We start from the raw sequence: 21,483 nt of genomic DNA, 5'->3' as shown, positions 1-21,483 counted from the left end.
AAAATGACAGAACAAACTCAATATGGTTTTTATTTAGATACCACCAAGTGCACTGGCTGTAAAGCGTGTCATATCTCTTGTAAAGACAGACAAGGTGATATTATCCGCAAAACTAACCCTATCGAACAAGGGGTTCCTGCATTAGAAGGTATTAACTGGCGTCGAGTTTATGAATATGGAGGTGGTAGCTGGTCAACAAATGCGGATGGTAGTTTCGAGCAAAATATTTTCGCCTACTACACCTCTATTGGTTGCAACCATTGTAACGAACCAGTATGCGTTAAAGCTTGCCCCACTGGCGCGATGCATAAACGCCGTGAAGATGGATTAGTCCTTGTCCACACGGATTTATGTATTGGTTGTAATAGCTGTGCTGAAGCTTGCCCGTACGACGCACCACAATTAGATCCACAGCGAAAAGTGATGACGAAATGTGATGGTTGCTACGATCGATTAGCAGAAGGAAAGCAACCTATTTGTGTCGGTTCATGCCCATTACGTGCACTGGACTTTGATACGATGGTAAACTTACGTGCTAAATATGGTAATGGCGATGGACATATGGCACCACTACCACCAGAAAGTATTACCTCACCAAACTTGATCATTAAAGCGAACAAGAATGGTGGCCGCCAAGGTGAAGTGTTGAATTATTCTGAAGTTTAACACGACTCATTAAATAGATGCCCTTCTGGGCATCTATTTAAATACAGGAAACCATAATGACCAATAAAACGACTGATATATATCTTGAACTACATGCTATCGCACGTTTATTACATAATGTTTTTTTAGATTATCCCACCGTAGAATCTATACAGTATTTCAATGACAACCAGCTGGATCAAAGTTGGCCAATATTGATAAGTTCAGAACATAATACACAAGGTAAGATCCTATTAAATAAATTTCTATCAACATGGCAAGCTGAACAAATTAACGACATTAAGCTCGATTACGGTCAGTTGTATTTTGGACCCGGCGAACCCAGTGCTATGCCTTGGGGCTCGGTATATTTGGGTGAACAACAAATTTTAAATGACCAATCGACTATTCAGCTCATTAACTTCTATAAAAAAGTAGGCATTAAATTTGAGTTGAAATATAACCAGCCATTAGACCATATAGCATTGTTTTATTCCGCTATTGATTTACTATTGCAACAGTTATTAGATGAGCCTAATAATACATTAGCGAAAGATACACTCGTCATTTTGCTACAACAACATATGTTGCCATGGTCTGGACGCTGTCATGAACTCGCTATTAAACATGCACAAACGGATTTTTATAGGGCGATTGCTCTTCTTGCCCAAGATTTTGAATCAGTCCTTGCCCACACTACGAATGTAGTACCTATGCCGATGCGTCTATTTCGTTAAAATAAGGTATGTTATATGAGTGTGATTCGGTCAGTGGCTGCACAATGGAACAAAGCAGAGTTTGCTCATAAATTAGAGATATACTTAAGTCAAGATAGCGCCATTAATGATTTTTTTGTGGGAGTAACAAATAGAACCACTCTCTGTACTCTCATTGCCGCTATGGTTGAATTACCTGCAGAGATAAATAATAAAGACTTTAAAATAGATCAAAATCAAGTATTTGATTATTTTTTTCAATGCTTCTATTTACTTTTTATAAAAGAAATAGAACATCACACATTGACCCAAGCAGAGCAATTGATTTTATCTATTGCGGTTTACTTTGCTAACAAGATAAATAAGCAAAAAAGTTGTAGTGATATAACTCATATTCAAAAGAGCTCTTATATCATTACAGCTATGTCTCGACTTGAGAGCATACGTAAAAAAAACCGTACATCACGCCAAAATATGGGGCGTAATTAAATCAGTCTCTTGTCTAGCTCGTAATATCGGCTTTCAGCTGAACTTTGTGGCTAGTCATAATGACTCTGTTCAAGCCTGTAAACCATAGATAATCATGACACTTTTAATTATAAAAATATTAATCAAAAACGAAATTTTATTTTGCTCTCCGATGATGACCTTTTTACCTGCTTTGCGCTTAAAGTCAGAAAATTTGAGTATTTGACGTTGCTTAATGCGAACAATTTTTCTAAGTTGATGATTTCGCTAACACTCAAAACGCATTGGGTTTGATAAGCCACAATATCTACTTAAGTGTACCTTGTTATTTAAGCGTTCTGCCTGCCCTTCCTGATTAGGTTCAATATCTAAAAGCACTACATTTTTATGTTGCATATAACTACATCTTTAAACACGCTGCTTGAGTATTTATTTTTCATCATCCTATCCCTCCTGCTCTATGGTTAACTCATTATATTTTAATGCTTATTTTTTTAAAATATATGGCGTTAATGATTAGTCATAAAAGTTAACATAAAACTAACTGTTGCTATTTATGTTAATTAAGTGCATAAAAAGACGCTTTTAGGCGTTTAATGGATTGGTGCCACGGTACAAATGAGACGGCTTCTTTCGTAAGCCGACTGTCAGGCAAACCAAACATGTAGCACTTAGGTTGATATAGGGCATGGCCATTATCTGGCATAAAGCCGATGTAATTTACTAGTAGGAGTTATCGATGAGTCATTCCCTTTCTAAAGAGAGTTTTATCGCCCAAGTGGCCCAGCGCAACCCTAACCAGCCAGAGTTCATTCAAGCCGTAAATGAGGTTATTGCCTCTATCTGGCCATTTTTGGCACAAAATCCGGGTTACCTGCAGCATGGGCTGCTAGAGCGTTTGGTTGAGCCTGAGCGACTGGTCCAGTTTAGAGTGAGTTGGGTCAATGACCTAGGTCAGGTACAAGTGAATCGCGGTTATCGCATCCAACATAGTTCGGCCATTGGCCCAATCAAAGGTGGTATGCGCTTTCACCCTTCGGTAGATCTCTCTGTGCTCAAATTTCTTGCCTTCGAGCAGACCTTGAAGAATGCCCTAACGACCCTGCCCATGGGCGGAGGCAAAGGTGGCAGCGATTTCAATCCCAAAGGCAAAAGCGAGGGTGAAGTGATGCGCTTCTGCCAAGCACTGATGTTGGAACTCTATCGTCATTTAGGCGCCAACACTGATGTACCCGCTGGCGATATCGGCGTTGGTGGGCGCGAAGTGGGCTACATGGCCGGTATGATGAAAAAGCTTACCAACAGCGCCGAATGTGTATTCACTGGTAAGGGACTTTCCTTTGGCGGCAGCTTGGTACGTCCGGAAGCCACGGGTTATGGCCTACTTTATTTTGTCGAGGCCATGTTAGCTAATCAGGCTCAGTCACTGGCTGGCATGACGGTCTCAGTATCGGGATCCGGTAACGTGGCACAATACGCTATTGAAAAGGCGATGGAATTGGGGGCTTGTGTCATCACTGCCTCAGACTCCGATGGCACTGTCTACGACCCGTCAGGCTTTACCCCTGAGAAACTCGCCAGGCTCATGGAGTTAAAAAATGAGCAGCGTAAGCGTGTAGCTGATTACGCCTTCGAGATGGGACTTGAATACTTTAGCGATCGCACGCCTTGGCATCTGCCTACTCAAGTCGCGTTGCCTTGTGCCACGCAAAACGAATTATTGGAAGAAGATGCCGTCGCGCTCATTGCCAATGGCGTACTAATGGTAGCCGAAGGGGCAAATATGCCTAGCAGCGCCGAAGCAATAAAAGCCTTCCACGCAGCCAAGGTGTTATTTGCGCCAGGTAAAGCCGCCAATGCCGGTGGAGTAGCAACTTCTGGGTTAGAAATGAGTCAGAATGCTCAGCGTCTCTCTTGGAGTCGAGAAAAAGTTGACACTCGCCTCAAGAAGATAATGCAAAGTATTCACGCAACCTGTGTGAATTACGGCATGGACGAAGAAGGCCATGTGAACTATGAGGATGGAGCCAATATTGCCGGTTTTGTTAAAGTGGCTGATGCCATGTTGGCACAGGGCGTTTACTAATCCGACAGCTTGATGAGTAATTCCAATCACATTAAATATCTAATCAGTTTAGAGCCTCACAGGTATTTCAATCCGAGGCGCATTGACGCAGAAATGGTTATTCCCTTTTACGTCAATGCAACACGGGAGTGTGATGCCTGTGAGGCTCCCAAAGGGCGGCTGATTTAACTGCATGGCAAAGCGCTTTACACCGCGTTTAAGGCTTTCGACAGAGCACCACTATGTCTTCAAGCCTTCACCTAAAAACCTTACGAAAACATAGGCTCTGATGAAGCCGCAGGGATGATAAGGACAGTAGAAGCAAATATCCATCAGGGCTAGAGGAATCCTTCAATAACAGGCCGAATATATGGGGGCAATGAACTCTTCTCAAAATTGATATCGAATGTCTTGCAAACCTGATGGGTCCATATATGTTTTTATGTCAGCAAAGAAGTCTTTATCAAGCAGATAAGCAGGCAAGAGCATGCGACGTCTCTGTAGTGATGACTTCAGTTTTCGAAACTTATCAAAAGTGTAATCCCCCCCTGCCCTGATGCTAAAGCTACAACTACAACCCATATCACTATGATCTACAACAAAAGTTTTACGTAATTAATAAAGAAAAAATCATTGTGAAATACATCATGTTTTTAGATGCGATATCCACTATGCACTTATTGCATGGCATTGTTTTAACAGCAAACATAGATAAATAAATCTAAAAAAAAATTAAACACAAAGTACATATGTTGAATGGCGTATTAATAACGTTAAAATATCTACATAAAATGTAAATGGCACAAATATATGTTCAATATAAAACATTTAACTTCATTACTTATATCCAGTATTTTGTTAACTCAAACGACATGGGCGGATAGTGCCGACAAAATTTATCATATCAACGGAAAAACAATGGGGAATAACTATAAAGTCTCATTAGTTGCCAATAGCATGACGCCGCAACAACTTTATTTGTTGCGTGAAGACATTGAACTCAAGTTGGAAATAGTCAACAAAACGATGTCTACTTGGCGTAAAGATTCAGAAATTTCAAAGATAAATGCTTGGCCAGCAGATAAACCTATTTATATTTCCAACGAACTAAAAATAATTATATTAGCATCTAAGAAGGTTGAGAAAATAACTTCTGGTGCGTTTGATATTACTGTCGGCCCACTGGTTAAATTATGGGGGTTTGGACCTGACGGTATTCCAACAGCTATACCGAGTGTAGACAGTATCAATCAAGTTAAATCTTACACGGGATCATCAAACTTTAGTTTAATGGGTAATAATTACACTAAAAAAGATAGCCGACTACAACTTGACCTATCAGGGATCGCGAAGGGACATGCGGTTGACATTTTAGCCGACACATTAGATTCAAAGGGTATTCATCATTACTTTGTTGATATCGGTGGTGAAGTATTTGCCAAGGGATACAGGCCAAATAAAGAAAACTGGATCATTGGTATCGAAGAACCTAAAAAAAATTCAACTCATATTATTACAACACTGAGCATTAACGGCAAAGCGATTGCTACATCAGGTGACTATCGAAACTATTTTGAGGCAGAAGGCGGCAAGTTCTCCCATGTTATTAATCCTAAAACAGGTAGATCTATTCAAACAAATATTATATCAGCCACGGTTATCGCGCCTAAATGTGCAACCGCTGATGCGTTAGCAACTGCGTCAATGGTTATGGGAACCAAAGCGATAATGCAACTCGCTGATGAACAAGATTTAGCAGTAATGTTAATTGAAGATAACTTTGGCGAATTAAAAATCCACCAAAGTAAAGAATTTAAAAAGTTTATCACTCAATAAATCTTAATGATAAGGTAATTAATAATGATGAAAAGAAAATTTACTATGACATTGCTTTGCGCATCCATGATCGCAATGACAGGCTGTAACGATGATGAGACTATTTATAAGCCAGATCCTAATATTGAAAGTAAACTACAAAAGTTAACCGATGAAAATGGCGCGCTAACAACTCGAAACTCTCAATTGACGACCACAAATAGCCAGTTGTTAGAAAATAATCAGCGTTTAACTACTGAAGTTAATGATTTAAAAAATAGCCCGACAATACAAGCCCATGATTTTATTTCTCAGTGTAAAATAATAGGGACTGATTTTGATTTTGTTAACCCAAATGCTGATGTAAATGAAGTTAATACTGCTGCAATACAAACATTAGCAGTATCCACTGACTGTAAATCATGCCATGGAGCCTCTAATCCTCCGCCACATGCCGATTATGGTGATTGTAAAAACTGCCATGAAGGACATGCCGATGCCCCAGAGCCAGAGCTTCCAACCGGAGGACCTACTTTACCTACCTTCGCACAACCGGCTTTCCTCCCAGGTGTAATTGACGGTAAGACTGGAGCCTCAGGTAGTACTTTTTATACTCCAGGCTCTTACCTTAATGCCCAGTGGTTATACCGCCAGTTAAATGCACAATTCCATATTTATCGCTGGAAAGAAGTCTCTACCGGTGGGGTGATTAAACTAGAAGAAGCGTGCCAGCTAGCTCAACGTCAACATATGGTGGACATGTTCCCCAATGATGGTAAAGCATACGAGATAGAGCATAAAAACAATGCGATAGGTGCAAAATCAATTGCTACTGTCAATAAGTTTCAAGAAGATGGCAAGGCGGTAGAAACACCCAATATTGCCACCTTCGGCTATGGGTTAAAAGAAATTGATGGTGCATATTTTGTCACTATGAATATTGGAAAAGGTAACACTTGCCATAATATAATCATGAACGGTGAGGCACGACTCTCTTACTATGAATACGATCCCGCTCAAGTTGAAAAAACTGGCCTAGCAATACCGAGTAGAAACAGAGGTGCACGTATTATCGCTAAAACTGACTATGAACGTACGGGATTATTAAGTGCCGACTGGGCCACCGCCGTACCTGGGTTAGGCGTAGGAGAAACCTTTAAGCCAGAAGACGTTAAATGGGAAGATGTTGGCGCATGTAATTTAATGCTGAAAATAGAAAACATTATTCCATTAGGCTAAAAGGTAATTGCCCATCAAAAGCCAGCTTTCTATAAAGCTGGCTTTTTAAAAAATATACCACCGCGGCAACATAGACTCATCATTAAAGCATAAAGTAACTTCAGCTCTTTAACGCTAAACATTCACAATGTGTGATTCTAGTTAGGTTAAAGCGTTTTCTACCATTATATAATCCGTACAAATGAGTTAACAGACGGCTTAATATTGATGCTACAGAGAATAAGTAAATTAGACTATTTTTCACTCAGAGTATTGATTGAGCTGATTGAGCAACAGAGTGTTACTACAGTTGCACTGAAATTAAACGTCACCCAGCCTAAAATTAGTCGAACCCTCACAATGTTGCGAGATTCTTTCGGTGATGAGTTGCTCACCCGAGAGCAAAACTTAATGCGGCCGACTAAATTAGCTGAAAGTCTTTATGAACCGATGAAATCACTTGTTGAAAGCTATCGATTATTATCAGATGTAGTTAACTACCAATTATGTCAAAAGAAAGAAATAAACGTGGCGGTACAAAGTCATATGGGGCAATTTATGTTAGATTGCCTGCAAGAAACGGCCAAGGAATTATCATTAGACTTGACCTTTAATATTTATCCTTGGACCGAACAGGTACAGCGCTTACTAAGCCTATCACAAATGGATTATAGCCTGACGGCAAACCCACCTGATTCAGATAAAATACATAAATATTTAGTTGGCCATATTAAAAAGTTTTTTTTAGTCGCGCATAGAGAGCACCCTGTTTTTGCAGAACCCTTATCCGTTAAAAATGCATTTAGCTCACCACTTGCTCTATTAAATTACTGCATAATCGAAAAGAAACAGCATCGAATAGAAACGTTAGCAGAAAAATTTAATATCCCTATTAATGTGCGACTTAAAACAATGGATTTGAATCAACTCTTCGACCATCTGGAAAATTCAGATAGCGTAAGTTATTTAGCCTCAATGTTAATTAAGCAACCTATTGCCTCAAGAAAAACACTCAAAGCGTTTGATGTGACTGATATATTTAGTAAAAATTCACTTAAACTAAAAACACAGGAAAAAAGAAGGCCTACATTCAGTTTGTATCTACAAGCAGCAGAGACGAGTCCAGTATTATTTACAAAAAACCTTGAAGCACTATTAAGGAAAAAAATGACTAGCCTTAACTATTAATATGGTTAACGACCATATGGGTGTTGAGGTTCAAAGTAGCCTCCCCTTGCCCGAGTTTGTATCCGACCTTTGGCATAAAAAGTGGAATCCTAGCATCCATAACATCCACAGTAAACTAAAAACAAGCAGTATGAATAACTTTATATTGAATCGAGTTCAGGGTTGGTGGCTTATTACTTAAAAGACAATAAGCCACACCTTAATTTAACTGACCTAGAAAACGTTACTTTAACTATCGCTTATTCAGTACTCCGGTTAATTAAAAACTATAGGAAGCTGTTATACCCATTTCTCTGCCACGACTTGGTGCAATTGGGAATGCGCGTTCGCTGAAGCCTACACTTTGAGTGTCGATATAGCGGAAGATATACGTTGGCGTGTCATCATCTAACACGTTCTTCATCCAAGCTGATACGTTCCACATACCGTCAGATACACCTATATTTAAGTTAACTAAAGTACGACTTCCTGTTTCTGCTAAGTTATGGACATGAGCATAACGCGTTGAATCGTAATTCATATCTGCACGAGCATATAACTCAAACGTTTTAGTCAGTGGCGCTTTGAAGTTTAATCCTAATGTGGCCTCATGCTCTGGTACTTGTGGTGGAGTATTTCCTTTTACGCTACCAAACTCTCTAATTTCTTCAGGCGTCACACAGTTTCTATTCGGTGCAGTGCCTGGGCCCAAAATTAATTTACATTGGTTCGAATCGAATAATTCAACAAACTTAGCTTTGGTTAGGGCATAACCTACATCAACATCAAAGTAATCATTAAATAGATACTTAAGCTCAACTTCCAAGCCGTTAATCTCGGTTTTACCCGCATTAGCAGTATAGGAGATTGGTGTTGCCCCCCCTGGAACCAGATAGGTATCTGTTAATTGTTGGTTATTCCAGTCCATATTGTAAATAGCGGCAGAAACGTAAAGCTGATTATCAAGCAAGGTGGATTTAATACCCGCTTCATACATCAACATCTCTTCTTCTTCAATAACAACTAATTCAGCCGGCAATCCTAAAGCGCCATTAAAACCAGCTGGACTATTACCTTCTGAGCGTGTGATATAAACCATTGTATCTGAGCTTAATTCATATTCAGCAATTAAACGGGTGGTGGTGCTATTAAACTTATTATCAAGATCGGCATACTCAGGGGTTTGAACTAACTGGTTATAAACATCTGATTCAATTTTGTCGGTCGAGTTTCTCACTTCAAGTGATAGTTTAAAATCATCCGTAAAATCGTAAGATATCATTCCCATTAAAGCAAAGTTGTCTTCTATGATATCGGCTTTATTACGATCGGTGGTGTTTTTTTCTGAATGCCACAGATATGCGCCCAAAGACCAAGTTAATCTGTAATCTAATGCTGATGATTTGAAACGAACTTCATGGTTATATTCTTGATTATTATCTTCAGACAAACTATGCCATTCTGTTGCAGGTCCGAACATAGGGCCACCGGTGAAGAAACCAAAGTCAAATACTTGCTCAGCACCTGTATAAGTTTGATCAATACCACTTTCGATATCGTATTTATTGTAACCGGCCATATAAGTAAGCGTGCCAAAATCAAAGGCATGGTTAAGATTAAGACTAAAGTGTGTTCTCTCACCACGTAGGCCATATTCACTATTATTTAATACTCCACCTATATTTATAGGTAAGTCGGTCGGAACTTTACCGCAGAAATATGGCGAAGTATCTAAGTAGCAGTTCAAATCTGTTTTTGGATTAGCATCATTTGCCAATCGCATAAAAGGAGCATGTTCATCATCTGTTTCATTGCGAATAACGTTAATATCGAGATTGGTATTGGCTGATGGTTTAAAATACAAACCCAACATTTGCGAGTTAGATTTTTCGCCACCAATATCAGGGCCGCCTTGTTTGGAGTTTTCCCAGTTACCATCATAATTATCTGCCGCTACTGAGGCCCTTAAGGCAAACCAATCATTAACTGGCAGAGACACACCAGCGCCTAATTTTTCATTACCATACGAGCCAATAGTACCGCTAACATAGCCGGATAATTGTTCAGTCGGCTTTGCTGTAACTATATTGATTGCACCAGAGAAAGTACGACGGCCATATAAAGCACTTTGTGGCCCTTTTATAATTTCAATACGCTCGACTAAGTCCATCGGTAAGCTTTGTAAAGAACCATCGTAATAAATACCATCAATAAAATACGATGCTTTTTGTGTACCGTAACCAGGGATCCAAGACACTCCTCGAATAACCGGAATATCAGATTGTCGACCAAAAGTTTTTTCCATTGAGAAACCAATAGTACCTTCAGCGACATCATTAATATTTTGCATATTAGCTTTTTTCATCTCATCAGAGCTTAACGAGATAACTGAAACAGGGATCTTATCAATTGATTCACTTTGATTACGCGATGTAACTTGTATGTGCTCTATACGTGCGTGCTCGTCTTGTTCCACTTGTGCTACTTCAGTGGCTTCAGTCACTTGTTGCTGATCGTCATTAGCAACTGCATGCGACATAGTTACTAATAATGCTGCTTTTACTGCGCAGCTAAGTATTTTTGGGGTAAATTTTTTATTCATAGCATAGATCCCTCTTGTTTATTCACATTTAAAATCAAATGCGCATTTATTAGTCTACCTACAGTACACACAATTATTATTTTTTAAATTTATATAATGTCGGTGTTTTGACTTTTATCAATCGGAATGTATTCTATTTTTTTCTAAAACAAATATGAAAAAACCTAGCGGTATATTTACAGAAGATATGTATATAAAATAACATGTAACGTCACTATGGCTTATCGCCCTTATGTTTTCATCACGAACAAGTGCGAATGTTTAAATAAAGCAAAGCTTACTTTGAGTAAACAAGCATAAATTTTCTTGCTGAAGGAGAAATTATAGGATTTATTTCGTATAACACAGTAGAAATGGCTATCACATATTGAGATGTGTAGCCGATTGGCTATTCTTCATCTTTAAATATATTTCAGGTATGAGTTTGATACGATAGTTTTACTCGTTATTTCGCGACAAAATATCTGTAGGTAAATAAATTTTAAACAGAGCGCGCCAATGGGCTCTAACTAAGTCACACATAAAATATTATATCTCCTCTGTTAATCTCGCTCTAGTCGGTCACTATCAACATCGATGGCTAAATTCGTCATATCAAGCTGGTTTAAATATTTTTAATCAAAGGTATGAATAAATTAAATAATATAGAGTTAATTGTTTAGCTTTTGAAGCTAGGTAGGGTTTTAAACCCCACTCCAGTTGACTATTATTTAAATAAAATAATTTTTAAACTACTTATTTATCATAAGAAAGTATTAATGTTAATTCATGGCTTGCTTACTTTTCTTTGAAAACAAAGATTTTAAAAGTATATTTATAATGCTCCATTTAAAGCACATTTTGAAAATGACTAATGCTTCCGCTGAAGTGATAATGGTTTCACAGGGCATAGTGCCGGCAAAGCCATGTAGCACTATCGACTCATCGACAGCTTCAGCTTTTTCTATGCGTACACCCATTTTCATCGCGACAGTTTTAACTAACATAAAATAGTTCCTTTAATCCCAACTGTTTTGATTTGCAGCATTTTTACCTGCTGCACGGCCTGAAATCATCGCTTCTGTCAGATAACTACCGTTTTGATACAAGTTAGAGAACATAGAGCCTAACTCACCTGCTTCATATAAGCGCGGAATAGGTTTACCGACGGGACTTAATACTTCTGACTCAATATTTCGCCGTCCACCACCACCTGTGCACACCACTGCAGGCACAATTTTCACACCATAAAATGGCGCTTTAATAATTGGTTGTAACGTAATAGGAATACGTGAGAACTCTTTGTCTTCTCCTGCGGCACAGGCACCATTATACTTTTGTATTTCAGCACTTACTTCAGTGGGGTCGCGACCAATTTTTACTGCCAATTCTTCAATTGTATCGGCTTTCGCAATTAAACCTTGCTCAATTTCAACTAAGTTATCATCGCTCCAGTCAAGATTTTCTGCTGCAATATTCCAGGTAAAGGCTTTTAACGCTAAACAGTTATATTCACGCGTGGTTTCATCAAAAATCATGTGAATTGGGCCAGCATTAATATGCGGTGTATCTACCCAATGCTTATGTTTCTTTTCTTTATAATGCGTTAACTGTAATTCAGCTGTTTCATTGTAAAAACGCTTGTTATCAGCGGCAATTTCAATCCAACTGTAGCTTTGCCAAAACAAATTACGTAAAAAAACGGTTTTATAACCTGGAATCTGAAGTCCTGGCCAAATACCGCCAGACTGCCCTTTGTTACGCATGTGCCACATATCGGCACCGGCCTTTTGTAAAATATGAATACCATCGCCAGTATTAGCTGGGTTACCTAAGGGAAAAATCTCTTCATAACCACAATAATTGCGCTGCATATCTAAGTTAGCTTCGAAACCGCCAACAGCCATTATGACGCCACGCTTAGCTTTAATATTTTTTAATACCCCATCTTGTTCGATGACGGCACCAAACACCTCAAGCGTATCTGGGTCTTGAATTAAGTCTTTTACTGGAGAGTTATATAAAACGTTAACAGCCCGTTTATCTACGTTCTTTTTAAACGCTAACCAAACACCTGCTGGAATAGGCAAAATGGTTGCCGTGTAAGTAACCGCATCTTCCGCACCCAGTTCTGGAAACTCTAAAACAGCGTCGCGATCGGTAAAGCCGGTTCCGCGTATATATTGCGATCCCACTTCTTCTGCACGGGCTTTGATCCAAGGTTCAAGTTCTGACATGCGAATTGCCCATTCATCTAACATTTCTTCAGGAATAGGATTCGATGTACTCATTGCCTTTTGATAGGCCTTAAGTGCCGTTGGATTTTTTGCAATTAACAATGATTGCCCTGCAGCACGAGAGTTACCGCCAGCATACTTTTCCGGATTTTTTTCGCAAATAGTGACTTTTACATTTGGATCGGCGTCCAGTGCCTCAATTGCCGCGCTAGCGCCTGCTAAGCCAAATCCTAAGATTAAAACATCAGTTTCAATATCCCATTGTTTTACAGATAATAAACTTGCCATTTAGACACTCCTAGACGTGCTAATAACTTAAATAGCTTACATAACTAAAATACTGAACAGCTTAGTTACAGTTAGTTTTTAACTTACCGGCTTTCTTTTGCTTTAAGTAGTAAGTCCAGCTAGTTTCGTTAGGCTGGTAAAAGCTAGTCGGTGCATCAGTGAATGTCGGATAATGCTTTAAGGTATAATCTTTTAACTGACTAGAAAGTTCATCAAATGAATGGTATTTATTACCATGACCGCTATAGATTAAATAACCTTCTGTTTGGCCTAGTTCCATCCAAGGTAACCAAGGACCTGTTCTAGCCCATGAATAATGTGTATTCGTTGAAGTACTTTTTGGCTGTTCTAAATCTTCTGTATTAGCAAAAAATATAAAATGCTCAGAAGCGACATAGTTTTCACCGGTAGATTCAGCAGGATGATCTTTGGGTTGCAACGCATTAGGGTATTTTAACGGTACATCCCAACGTAAGGCTGCAACATTACCCATCACATCAAATTGGCTAAAAGCGGCAAAGTGATTGTTCTTGCTACCAGGCGAAGGGAAAGCATTACTGACGGGGTCATTGACTACATCTAGAATACAAACTGTTTTGTTTGAAATAGGGTTATGCCATTGATTAATAATTTCACCTGTTTTCAAATCGACATAGTATGAAACTTCACGAGTTACCCACTCATAACTACCATCTTCTTTGGCAATCATTCGCCCTGCGTTGTAACCAATAGTACGTAAAATAGGCTTAGGCTTCTCACCAGGCAACACCATCATAATAGTCGCATCCCAGTCTTTAAATACTGCTGAACCATCTAAATTGCCCACAACTCTTAGCATGGCTTTATACGAATCAACAGAGTCAGATAGGTCTAATTTTTTAGACTGTTCTGCTTGTGAATATGAAGATAAAGTTGACAATGCAACTATAAACACTAATTTCTTAAACTGCATGATTTTTCCTTTAAATTATTATAATTAAAAATGCTTAAATTAAAAAATAGACTTTTATGAGGTGTGATTTACAAGTTAAAAATTTTAATAAAACTAGAGAATTAAAGCGCAGCTTCTAACTCTGGCATTATATCGAATAAGTCACCCACTAAGCCATAATCTGCAATTTGGAAAATAGGTGCTTCTTCATCTTTGTTAATAGCCACAATGATTTTTGAATCTTTCATTCCAGCCAGATGTTGAATAGCCCCCGATATACCAACAGCAATATACAAATTGGGCGCGACTACTTTACCGGTTTGGCCAATTTGCATATCGTTTGACACAAAACCCGCATCAACAGCAGCTCTAGACGCGCCAATAGCTGCACCTAATTTATCAGCGACACGTTCTAGAATGCTAAAGTTAGCTCCATTTTGCATACCGCGACCACCGGAAATAATAATACTGGCAGCAGTAATTGAAGGTCGTTCTGATTTTGATAATTCTTCGCTAATAAAATGGGATAAACCAGCATCAAAACTATAATTAGTATCACTTAAACTAACCTTTTTAATTTCTGCAGCGCTATCACCTAACTCGGCCTCAGAAAAGGCAGTACCTCTAATAGTTAATACTTTTTTCGCACAACAGGCTTTAACTTTTGCAATGACGTTGCCAGCATAGATTGGTCTTACAAACACATCAGCGCTTTCAATATCAATGACATCTGAGAACTGGGCGACATTTAAAGTACCAGCTACCCGTGGAGCGACATTTTTACCCCAACTGGTTGCGGCAAAAATAAAGTGCTCATAATCAGCACTAAATTTAGCAATAACTAACGTATGGTTTTCTGCTAACGGTTGGCTAAGAATACTATCTTCTACCACAACAACCTGATGTATACCGCTAATATGGCTAGCTGCTGTAGCAAAGGCGCTGGTGTCATTACCTGCTAATAAAATATCGATGTTAGAACCAATAAGTTGAGCTGCTTTAACTGATTTACGTAAACTAGTTAAATCCATTTCTGCATTGTATTCAGCTATTACTAGAATACTCATTAGATCACCTTCGCTTCATTTTTTAGTTTATCAACTAGCTCTGCTACAGAGCTTAATTTAACGCCCCCCTTTCTTTGTACAGGCGCACTGACAGATAACAGTTCGAAGGTTGGGGCCAAATCCACATCTAAACTACTAGCTTCAAGCATTTCAATCGACTTTCTTTTTGCCTTCATTATGTTAGGTAAAGACGCATAACGAGGTTCATTTAATCGAAGATCAGCTGAAATAATGGCAGGTAGAGTGAGTGCGATAGTTTGAAGCCCTGCATCAATCTCACGAATGACTAATACTTTATCTGCTTCAATAGTAACTTTAGAAGCAAAGGTACCTTGACTGTAATGAGTTATGGCAGCTAGCATTTGTGCTGTCTGATTATTATCAGCATCAATAGATTGCTTACCTAATATCGTTAACGTTGGCTGCTCAGCCTCGATAATCTTGCTCAATAATCGAGCAACATGAATAGAGTCTAATTTTTGTTCTGTATTGATGTGAATGCCTCTATCTGCACCTAATGCAAGCGCGGTACGGATCTGTTCTTGTACTAGAATAGAACCAATGGACACAACAATTACTTCAGTGGCAATACCGGCTTCTTTTAATCTTACTGCTTCTTCCACCGCAATTTCACAAAATGGGTTTAAGGCCATTTTAACGTTATTAAGATCCACATCACTCTGGTCTGTTTTAACCCGAACTTTTACGTTGTAATCTACCACCCGTTTAACCGGAACCAGTATTTTCATAACATTCCCTTGATTTAAAGACATTAACCAATTTTTCGACTTCATTTTGTAAGTGAAGAAGATTAAAAATGTTGGTCAAACTGAGTGTAATCAATCATTTTTATGGTGCACAAACATACAAGTAACAATCCAGCCCAGTATCAACACATACATTTGTCCTGACAAATCTTAGTCTAGCAAACTGTTAATTGAACAAAAATGAAAATACTTGTTAGATCAGAGTGTTTTTGACATTGGTCAATCTCATTGAAGTGATCACTGAGTAGGGATGAGCGAGAGTAATACTTTAGGCGAAAAATTAGGACAAGATAATAAGACCTGAAAATAACTAACTTGCTGATATTTATTGATTTAATAGTTGAATGAGTTTGCCGATGTTGTAATTTTAATGACTCAAATACTTTTCAAACATGAATGCCCTCGACAACGGGGGAAAATTACACATAAACTGATTAATATTCTGCTAAGAGTATTTATTTCTTGCTTCCAAGGATAGGAACTTTGGACACGACCATCTCGCTTGCCTACATAAGTTTTGTTTTTTAGAAATGTTATTCCTAAGCATGACACGATTGTGAGGGCTATAAGCATTATCGATATGATCACGTTTCAGTCGTGCTGGTGCTCCGGAACTTATTGCAGGAATGAGGTATGTTGCGATGAATTGACTTCAATTATAAACAACATTTACGAAAGGAGTAAGATCAAAAAATAAAGGCTTACCGTAATCCTGATTACTTTTAAATGGTTATATTTGGCAAGTGAACTTTCATATTCTTACCTTAGACAAAGGTAAGCGTCAATAATGGAAGAATAATTTAAAAGTGTTATTTATTTACTTATTTTCAAAGTGCTATGGTGCTAAAAATAATAATAAAACCCACTTAATCCGTTCTAAAACATAATGTTATACACTTGCCTCGTCGTAACCTTGTAGGTTGCAAAATTACAGGTACGGCATTAATTTAAAATCTTCTATAAGATAAGTCAAAAGTTGATTTTACTTATTCTAAAGTACATAGTAGGTTTGTTAGGCTACATAAGCGTTATTGCAATGCGTTTTAGCAAAAAGTGCACACTGGCTTCTTAATAAGCTGTTACTAAAACTATAACAAATAAGAGTATTATGACGTTAGATACATCAAAAGTTTCTATTAAAACTTCATTGGCATCCTGTTTCGGTACTAACTTTCAAGACCTAAAAGGTAGCCAAGATTTTTTAGAAGAATTGGCCTCTTTGGCCCAAGAAATTACTGTTGACGAAAACACTTACATTTTTAAAGAGGATGAACAAAGCAACTTTGTATATATTCCTATCTCTGGCGTGATTATGCTTGAGCGCTCTACCGCTAGAGGTTCTCGTCATGTTTTCGCATTTTTATTTACCGGCAACTTAATTGGTTTGTCCGAGTTTTCATTTTATACTTTTAGTGCTAAATCATTATCTAACTCCACTATGGTAAAAATTAATAAAAGCTTGATTAAAAATGTATTTGAGCGTCACCCGCAAATTGCCAAGCGTTTTCATGAATATACTAATATCGTATTAAATTATATTTTAGATCAGCTTTTTATCATGGGCCAAAAAACGGCTCATCAACGATTGGCTTTATTTTTATTAGATATGGCCAAAAGAATTGGCCATGGCACGCAAAAATTCTTTCTGCCGATGAGCCGACAAGATATAGCAGACTATTTAGGTATGTCGCTTGAGACTACGAGTAGAGGCTTTACTAGCCTTAAAAATAAAGAGTTAATCTCCATTGAAAGTAATTATAGTATTACGATTTTAGACCCTAAATCGTTAACCGAGTATACAGATAATTAATGTTTACTTGTCGTCATTACTGTTAAGTTCACTATAGCAGTAATGACATTTAGCTCATTAATATCTTACAGCGTTACCCTTTGTCAGTACTCCATTGTTGCAGCACTTCGTGGGTATGCTGACCAAACTCAGGTAAGGTAAAATTCACTTGGCCTGGTTCGTTGCGGTATTTTATCGGAATACCAAGATGATAACTGCCCTGCTCATCTTGCAATAACATGTCTCTTTGTTTTAAATGTGGATCACGAACAGCCTCATTAAGTGAGCGCACGGGGGACCAACACACGTCTACTTTAGCTAAAAACGCTTGCCAATAAACCATTGGTTTTGCAGCGAAGGTCATGGCTAAGAAGTCTTTAACTGGTTGTTGCACTTCTCCTGGGTTTTGCTTACATAAGTCTATTAGATCGGAGCGTTCAAGTGCCCTAAGCAGATTTTCCGCAAATTTAACCTCACTACCGCCTAGGGTTAAATGTTGTTGATCAGCCGTTGCATAAATTTGATAAAATGCAGCCCCGCCCCAACTTCGTTCTTGTTTAACAACGGGTGAGCGATCTTCTACGAAGGGGGGGCCCATAATATTAGGGTACCAAGCGATTAAAGAGTCTTGCATCGAAATATCGAGATAATCACCGATACCGGTTTGTTGTTTCTTGAGCAGCGCCATTAACACACCCGCAAACGCCATTAAACTGCCTGCCATATCAGCAACTGGCATGCCGGGCATTGCCGGTTTACCATCTTGCCCCTCATTAATAAATATGGCTCCAGAATCCGCTTGAATACTAAGATCATGTGCTGGTTTTAAGGCCTTGCTACCCGTTTGGCCATAGGCAGAAATAGAACAATATACAATACCAGGGTTAACCGCTTTAACCACATCGTAATCTAAACCCAAGCGCTGCATAACGCCGGGGCGAAACGCTTCAATTACCACATCAGCTGTCTCACACAACTTTAGAAAATCGGCTTTACCCGTTGCGGATTTTAGATCCAAATTAATACTTTTTTTACCACGGTATACGTTACGGAACCATACTGAATGACCGTTTTGCTTCAGCCCAACGGCTCGCACAGGCTCGGCATAAGGAGGCTCTAATGCCACAACATCTGCCCCATGATCAGCCATCATCATACTAAAGTGTGGCCCCGGTAAAAACAGTGATAAATCGAGAACTCGGATCCCTTGTAGCTTCATATTATTTCCTAAATCATCTAGTTAATGCAGTATAAATACTAAATAAGCGCTCTGTCGCCGTTAAAAAAGGCAGCTAAATTGCTGCCTTTTTCTCACTTTTATAGACTAATTAAATAGCACCCTCAGCTTTTAATTTTGCAATATTAGCAGCACTATAGCCTAACGAACCTAGCAAATCGTTCGTGTCGCACCCCATAGGACCAGCGGCTTTACCTGCCATACGTTGGCCATCGATTTTAATCGGGCAACCTAATACTTGCATATCCTGTTTTTCAGGATGATTAATGGTGCGCACCATACCAATATTATGGATATACGGATTTTGTAACGCTTGCGGTAAATCTAACACTGGCGCACAGGGGATCTGCCCTTTGAGATGCGCTAACCAATAATCGGTATTATGCGTGCTAAGCACGCGGTCAATCTCGGTAGTGAGTAAATCTCTATTGTCACGGCGCTGAGCCACAGTCGCAAAACGTTCTTGCTGTAACGTCGCATCATCTAGTAAGTCGATCAATACAAGCCAAAACTTATCAGTCATCGCCATTAAGAATATATAACCATCGGCGGTTTTATATAGTTGACAAGGTACTGTTGCAGGATGGGCTGAACGGGCTAAGCGCTCTGTGACATGGTCTTGGTTAAAGTACCATGTTGCAGGGTAAGACAACTGATGTAATGCAACATCGAATAACGATACGTCAACATCTCGGCCTTGGCCAGTACGATGGGCACCCAGTAACGCTGACGTTAAGCCTAATGACGCCACAGCACCCGTCATAAAATCAATCATCGACACACCAAAGCGTGCGGGTGGTTGATCGGGTTCACCGGTTAATGACATTAAACCGGCTTCGGCTTGCATTAAGTAATCGTAGCCAGGCCAACTAGCGCGGTCATTATCGCGGCCATAGGCGGATAAATGACCACAGACAATTTTAGGGTTAATATGTTTTAATTTATCGTAAGTAATACCGAGTTTGTCTGGTTGATCTCCGCGTAAATTATTGGTCACGGCATCAGCTGTTTTAACCAGTTTGTCAAAAATAGCCCGACCAGACTCACTTTTAAGATCTAAAGTTAAACTTTTTTTATTTAAGTTAAAAGTTTGAAAAAAATAGCTGTCATTTTCACCTAAAAAGAATGGCCCCGTTTGCCGAGATACATCGCCACCAATTTTAGGATTTTCAATTTTAATAACTTCTGCACCTAGATCCGCTAAAAACATTGATCCATAGGGCCCTGCACCGTATTGCTCTACGGCAATAATCCGAATTCCCTCAAGTGGAAGTGTTTTCATGATTCACCTATTAAATTTTGTAGCGTTCAACTAATTGTTTAGCAATGATAATGCGTTGCATTTCATTGGTACCTTCGCCGATACACATCAGCATGGCATCACGGTAAAATCGCTCAATTTCATATTCCACTGAGTAGCTAAACCCACCAAAAATTCGCATAGCTTCATTGGCGCAAAATACCCCTGCTTCTGAACCGGCATATTTGGCCATACCCGCTTCCATATCACAGCGCTCACCGGCGTCATACTTAGCAGCGGCTTGTTCTATTAGTAATCTTGACGCTTCAACCTTAGTGGCCATTTCTCCCAGCTTTAATTGAATGGCTTGATGCTGACAAATTGGTTTGCCAAAAGTTTCTCGCTCTTGGGCATAACGCACCGCTAATTCCATCGCACCTTGTGCAATACCGGCTCCGCGTGCCGCTACGTTAATCCGGCCTAGCTCTAAACCACCAATGGCTTGTAAAAAACCTTTACCTTCCACCCCACCAATTAAATTTGCAGCGGGTACTCTAAAATCTTCAAAGGTCACTTCACAGGTATCAATAGCGCGATACCCCATTTTTTTCATTTTTGAGACCGTTATACCCGCTTTAAAGTTACCCTGTTCATCTTTGGTTTCAACGATAAATAGGCTCGTTCCTTTATGGGCAGGCTTAGCATGCAGATCGGTTTTAACTAAGACAGCTAATGAATTACCGTTTAGGGAGTTGGTGATCCAAGTTTTACTGCCATTGATAATATAATCATCACCATCCCGTACTGCTGTAGAACGAATAGCCTGCAAATCCGTACCCGCATTGGGTTCTGTCAAAGCGACACCACCACGCAACTCGCCAGAGGCCATTCTTGCAAGAAACTGCTCTTTCTGGGCCTCCGTTCCACTACGTTCAATAGCGGAAGCTTGGATTAAGTGCGAGTTAAAAATACCACCGGGCGCCATCCAAGCTGACGATACTTTCATAACGATTTTTGCATATATTGATACTGGTAAACCCATACCACCATAGTCTTGGCTGATAGTGGCACCAAACAAACCTAGCTCTTTCATTTGTTCAACTAAATCTGCAGGATACTTATCCTGTTGATCGTATTCTTGAGCGATAGGTCGAACTTCATTATCAACCCATTTTGCAATCATATCTAAGATTGAATTTTCGTCTTCTTTGGTCCAAATATCAGCCATGGCTCACCTCGTTAGTCAGTAATT

The 21,483-nt window shown here is 39.1% G+C and carries 17 protein-coding genes; 8 read left to right on the top strand and 9 right to left on the bottom strand.

Annotated elements, in window-relative coordinates:
* Window positions 1–3 precede the first annotated feature (3 nt).
* From L2717_RS15025 to L2717_RS14995, 7 genes are all read left to right on the top strand, one after another.
* Window positions 4–666 carry a DMSO/selenate family reductase complex B subunit gene (locus L2717_RS15025; RefSeq protein ID WP_220775028.1) on the top strand — a complete coding sequence of 221 codons (663 nt, stop codon included), beginning with the start codon at window positions 4–6 and terminating at the stop codon, window positions 664–666.
* A gap of 56 nt (window positions 667–722) precedes the next feature.
* The gene (locus L2717_RS15020; RefSeq protein ID WP_220775029.1) at window positions 723–1,382 is read left to right on the top strand and encodes a TorD/DmsD family molecular chaperone; all 660 of its coding nucleotides are present in this window, start codon (window positions 723–725) and stop codon (window positions 1,380–1,382) included.
* A gap of 15 nt (window positions 1,383–1,397) precedes the next feature.
* Window positions 1,398–1,850 carry a hypothetical protein gene (locus L2717_RS15015; protein ID WP_248938090.1) on the top strand — a complete coding sequence of 151 codons (453 nt, stop codon included), beginning with the start codon at window positions 1,398–1,400 and terminating at the stop codon, window positions 1,848–1,850.
* 718 nt (window positions 1,851–2,568) lie between these two features.
* Entirely contained in the window at window positions 2,569–3,915 is a 1,347-nt protein-coding gene (gene gdhA, locus L2717_RS15010; protein WP_220775126.1) for an NADP-specific glutamate dehydrogenase, read from the top strand.
* A 789-nt stretch (window positions 3,916–4,704) separates the two neighbouring features.
* On the top strand, window positions 4,705–5,730 hold the full coding sequence (locus L2717_RS15005) for an FAD:protein FMN transferase (protein WP_248938089.1): 1,026 nt from the start codon (window positions 4,705–4,707) through the stop codon (window positions 5,728–5,730).
* A gap of 24 nt (window positions 5,731–5,754) precedes the next feature.
* Complete coding sequence (locus tag L2717_RS15000; protein WP_248938088.1) at window positions 5,755–6,948, top strand: hypothetical protein; 1,194 nt, start codon at window positions 5,755–5,757, stop codon at window positions 6,946–6,948.
* Window positions 6,949–7,155: 207 nt separating this feature from the next.
* Window positions 7,156–8,115, top strand: coding sequence for a LysR family transcriptional regulator (locus L2717_RS14995; protein WP_220774991.1), 960 nt, complete (start codon window positions 7,156–7,158; stop codon window positions 8,113–8,115).
* 259 nt (window positions 8,116–8,374) lie between these two features.
* Here L2717_RS14995 and L2717_RS14990 read toward each other — a convergent pair whose 3' ends face one another.
* From L2717_RS14990 to L2717_RS14965, 6 genes are all read right to left on the bottom strand, one after another.
* Window positions 8,375–10,696, bottom strand: coding sequence for a TonB-dependent receptor (locus tag L2717_RS14990; protein ID WP_248938087.1), 2,322 nt, complete (start codon window positions 10,694–10,696; stop codon window positions 8,375–8,377).
* Between the two features lie 761 nt (window positions 10,697–11,457).
* Window positions 11,458–11,682: a hypothetical protein gene (locus tag L2717_RS14985; RefSeq protein WP_248938086.1), complete on the bottom strand. Its 225-nt coding sequence runs from the start codon at window positions 11,680–11,682 to the stop codon at window positions 11,458–11,460.
* A gap of 12 nt (window positions 11,683–11,694) precedes the next feature.
* Window positions 11,695–13,200 (bottom strand): FAD-dependent oxidoreductase, encoded by a 1,506-nt coding sequence (locus L2717_RS14980; RefSeq protein ID WP_220774945.1) that lies wholly within the window; start codon window positions 13,198–13,200, stop codon window positions 11,695–11,697.
* Window positions 13,201–13,261: 61 nt separating this feature from the next.
* Window positions 13,262–14,152, bottom strand: coding sequence for a DUF1838 family protein (locus L2717_RS14975; protein ID WP_220774946.1), 891 nt, complete (start codon window positions 14,150–14,152; stop codon window positions 13,262–13,264).
* A gap of 101 nt (window positions 14,153–14,253) precedes the next feature.
* Window positions 14,254–15,198: an electron transfer flavoprotein subunit alpha/FixB family protein gene (locus tag L2717_RS14970; protein WP_220774947.1), complete on the bottom strand. Its 945-nt coding sequence runs from the start codon at window positions 15,196–15,198 to the stop codon at window positions 14,254–14,256.
* Complete coding sequence (locus L2717_RS14965) at window positions 15,198–15,947, bottom strand: electron transfer flavoprotein subunit beta/FixA family protein (RefSeq protein ID WP_220774948.1); 750 nt, start codon at window positions 15,945–15,947, stop codon at window positions 15,198–15,200. The genes L2717_RS14970 and L2717_RS14965 overlap by 1 nt, the downstream gene beginning before the upstream one ends.
* A gap of 1,126 nt (window positions 15,948–17,073) precedes the next feature.
* Here L2717_RS14965 and L2717_RS14960 point away from each other — a divergent pair.
* Window positions 17,074–17,775: a Crp/Fnr family transcriptional regulator gene (locus tag L2717_RS14960; protein ID WP_220773974.1), complete on the top strand. Its 702-nt coding sequence runs from the start codon at window positions 17,074–17,076 to the stop codon at window positions 17,773–17,775.
* 73 nt (window positions 17,776–17,848) lie between these two features.
* On the opposite strand, the gene L2717_RS14955 is transcribed toward L2717_RS14960, so the two are convergent.
* From L2717_RS14955 to L2717_RS14945, 3 genes are all read right to left on the bottom strand, one after another.
* Window positions 17,849–18,973 (bottom strand): CaiB/BaiF CoA transferase family protein, encoded by a 1,125-nt coding sequence (locus L2717_RS14955; RefSeq protein ID WP_220773973.1) that lies wholly within the window; start codon window positions 18,971–18,973, stop codon window positions 17,849–17,851.
* Window positions 18,974–19,082: 109 nt separating this feature from the next.
* Complete coding sequence (locus L2717_RS14950; protein WP_248938085.1) at window positions 19,083–20,273, bottom strand: CaiB/BaiF CoA transferase family protein; 1,191 nt, start codon at window positions 20,271–20,273, stop codon at window positions 19,083–19,085.
* 10 nt (window positions 20,274–20,283) lie between these two features.
* Complete coding sequence (locus L2717_RS14945) at window positions 20,284–21,459, bottom strand: acyl-CoA dehydrogenase family protein (RefSeq protein WP_220773971.1); 1,176 nt, start codon at window positions 21,457–21,459, stop codon at window positions 20,284–20,286.
* Window positions 21,460–21,483: the final 24 nt, after the last annotated feature.

This window comes from Shewanella glacialipiscicola (assembly GCF_023283485.1).
Lineage (GTDB): Bacteria > Pseudomonadota > Gammaproteobacteria > Enterobacterales > Shewanellaceae > Shewanella > Shewanella glacialipiscicola.
The sequence above is the reverse complement of the archived record's forward strand: the minus strand, read 5'-3'. Positions and strand labels throughout refer to the sequence as shown.

Excerpts from the sequence above, each read along its gene's own strand:
- L2717_RS15025 (WP_220775028.1), top strand. The coding sequence starts at position 4 with ATGACAGAACAAACTCAATATGGTTTTTATTTAGATACCACCAAGTGC.
- L2717_RS15020 (WP_220775029.1), top strand. The coding sequence starts at position 723 with ATGACCAATAAAACGACTGATATATATCTTGAACTACATGCTATCGCA.
- L2717_RS15015 (WP_248938090.1), top strand. The coding sequence starts at position 1,398 with ATGAGTGTGATTCGGTCAGTGGCTGCACAATGGAACAAAGCAGAGTTT.
- gdhA (WP_220775126.1), top strand. The coding sequence starts at position 2,569 with ATGAGTCATTCCCTTTCTAAAGAGAGTTTTATCGCCCAAGTGGCCCAG.
- L2717_RS15005 (WP_248938089.1), top strand. The coding sequence starts at position 4,705 with ATGTTCAATATAAAACATTTAACTTCATTACTTATATCCAGTATTTTG.
- L2717_RS15000 (WP_248938088.1), top strand. The coding sequence starts at position 5,755 with ATGATGAAAAGAAAATTTACTATGACATTGCTTTGCGCATCCATGATC.
- L2717_RS14995 (WP_220774991.1), top strand. The coding sequence starts at position 7,156 with ATGCTACAGAGAATAAGTAAATTAGACTATTTTTCACTCAGAGTATTG.
- L2717_RS14990 (WP_248938087.1), bottom strand. The coding sequence starts at position 10,696 with ATGAATAAAAAATTTACCCCAAAAATACTTAGCTGCGCAGTAAAAGCA.
- L2717_RS14985 (WP_248938086.1), bottom strand. The coding sequence starts at position 11,682 with ATGTTAGTTAAAACTGTCGCGATGAAAATGGGTGTACGCATAGAAAAA.
- L2717_RS14980 (WP_220774945.1), bottom strand. The coding sequence starts at position 13,200 with ATGGCAAGTTTATTATCTGTAAAACAATGGGATATTGAAACTGATGTT.
- L2717_RS14975 (WP_220774946.1), bottom strand. The coding sequence starts at position 14,152 with ATGCAGTTTAAGAAATTAGTGTTTATAGTTGCATTGTCAACTTTATCT.
- L2717_RS14970 (WP_220774947.1), bottom strand. The coding sequence starts at position 15,198 with ATGAGTATTCTAGTAATAGCTGAATACAATGCAGAAATGGATTTAACT.
- L2717_RS14965 (WP_220774948.1), bottom strand. The coding sequence starts at position 15,947 with ATGAAAATACTGGTTCCGGTTAAACGGGTGGTAGATTACAACGTAAAA.
- L2717_RS14960 (WP_220773974.1), top strand. The coding sequence starts at position 17,074 with ATGACGTTAGATACATCAAAAGTTTCTATTAAAACTTCATTGGCATCC.
- L2717_RS14955 (WP_220773973.1), bottom strand. The coding sequence starts at position 18,973 with ATGAAGCTACAAGGGATCCGAGTTCTCGATTTATCACTGTTTTTACCG.
- L2717_RS14950 (WP_248938085.1), bottom strand. The coding sequence starts at position 20,273 with ATGAAAACACTTCCACTTGAGGGAATTCGGATTATTGCCGTAGAGCAA.
- L2717_RS14945 (WP_220773971.1), bottom strand. The coding sequence starts at position 21,459 with ATGGCTGATATTTGGACCAAAGAAGACGAAAATTCAATCTTAGATATG.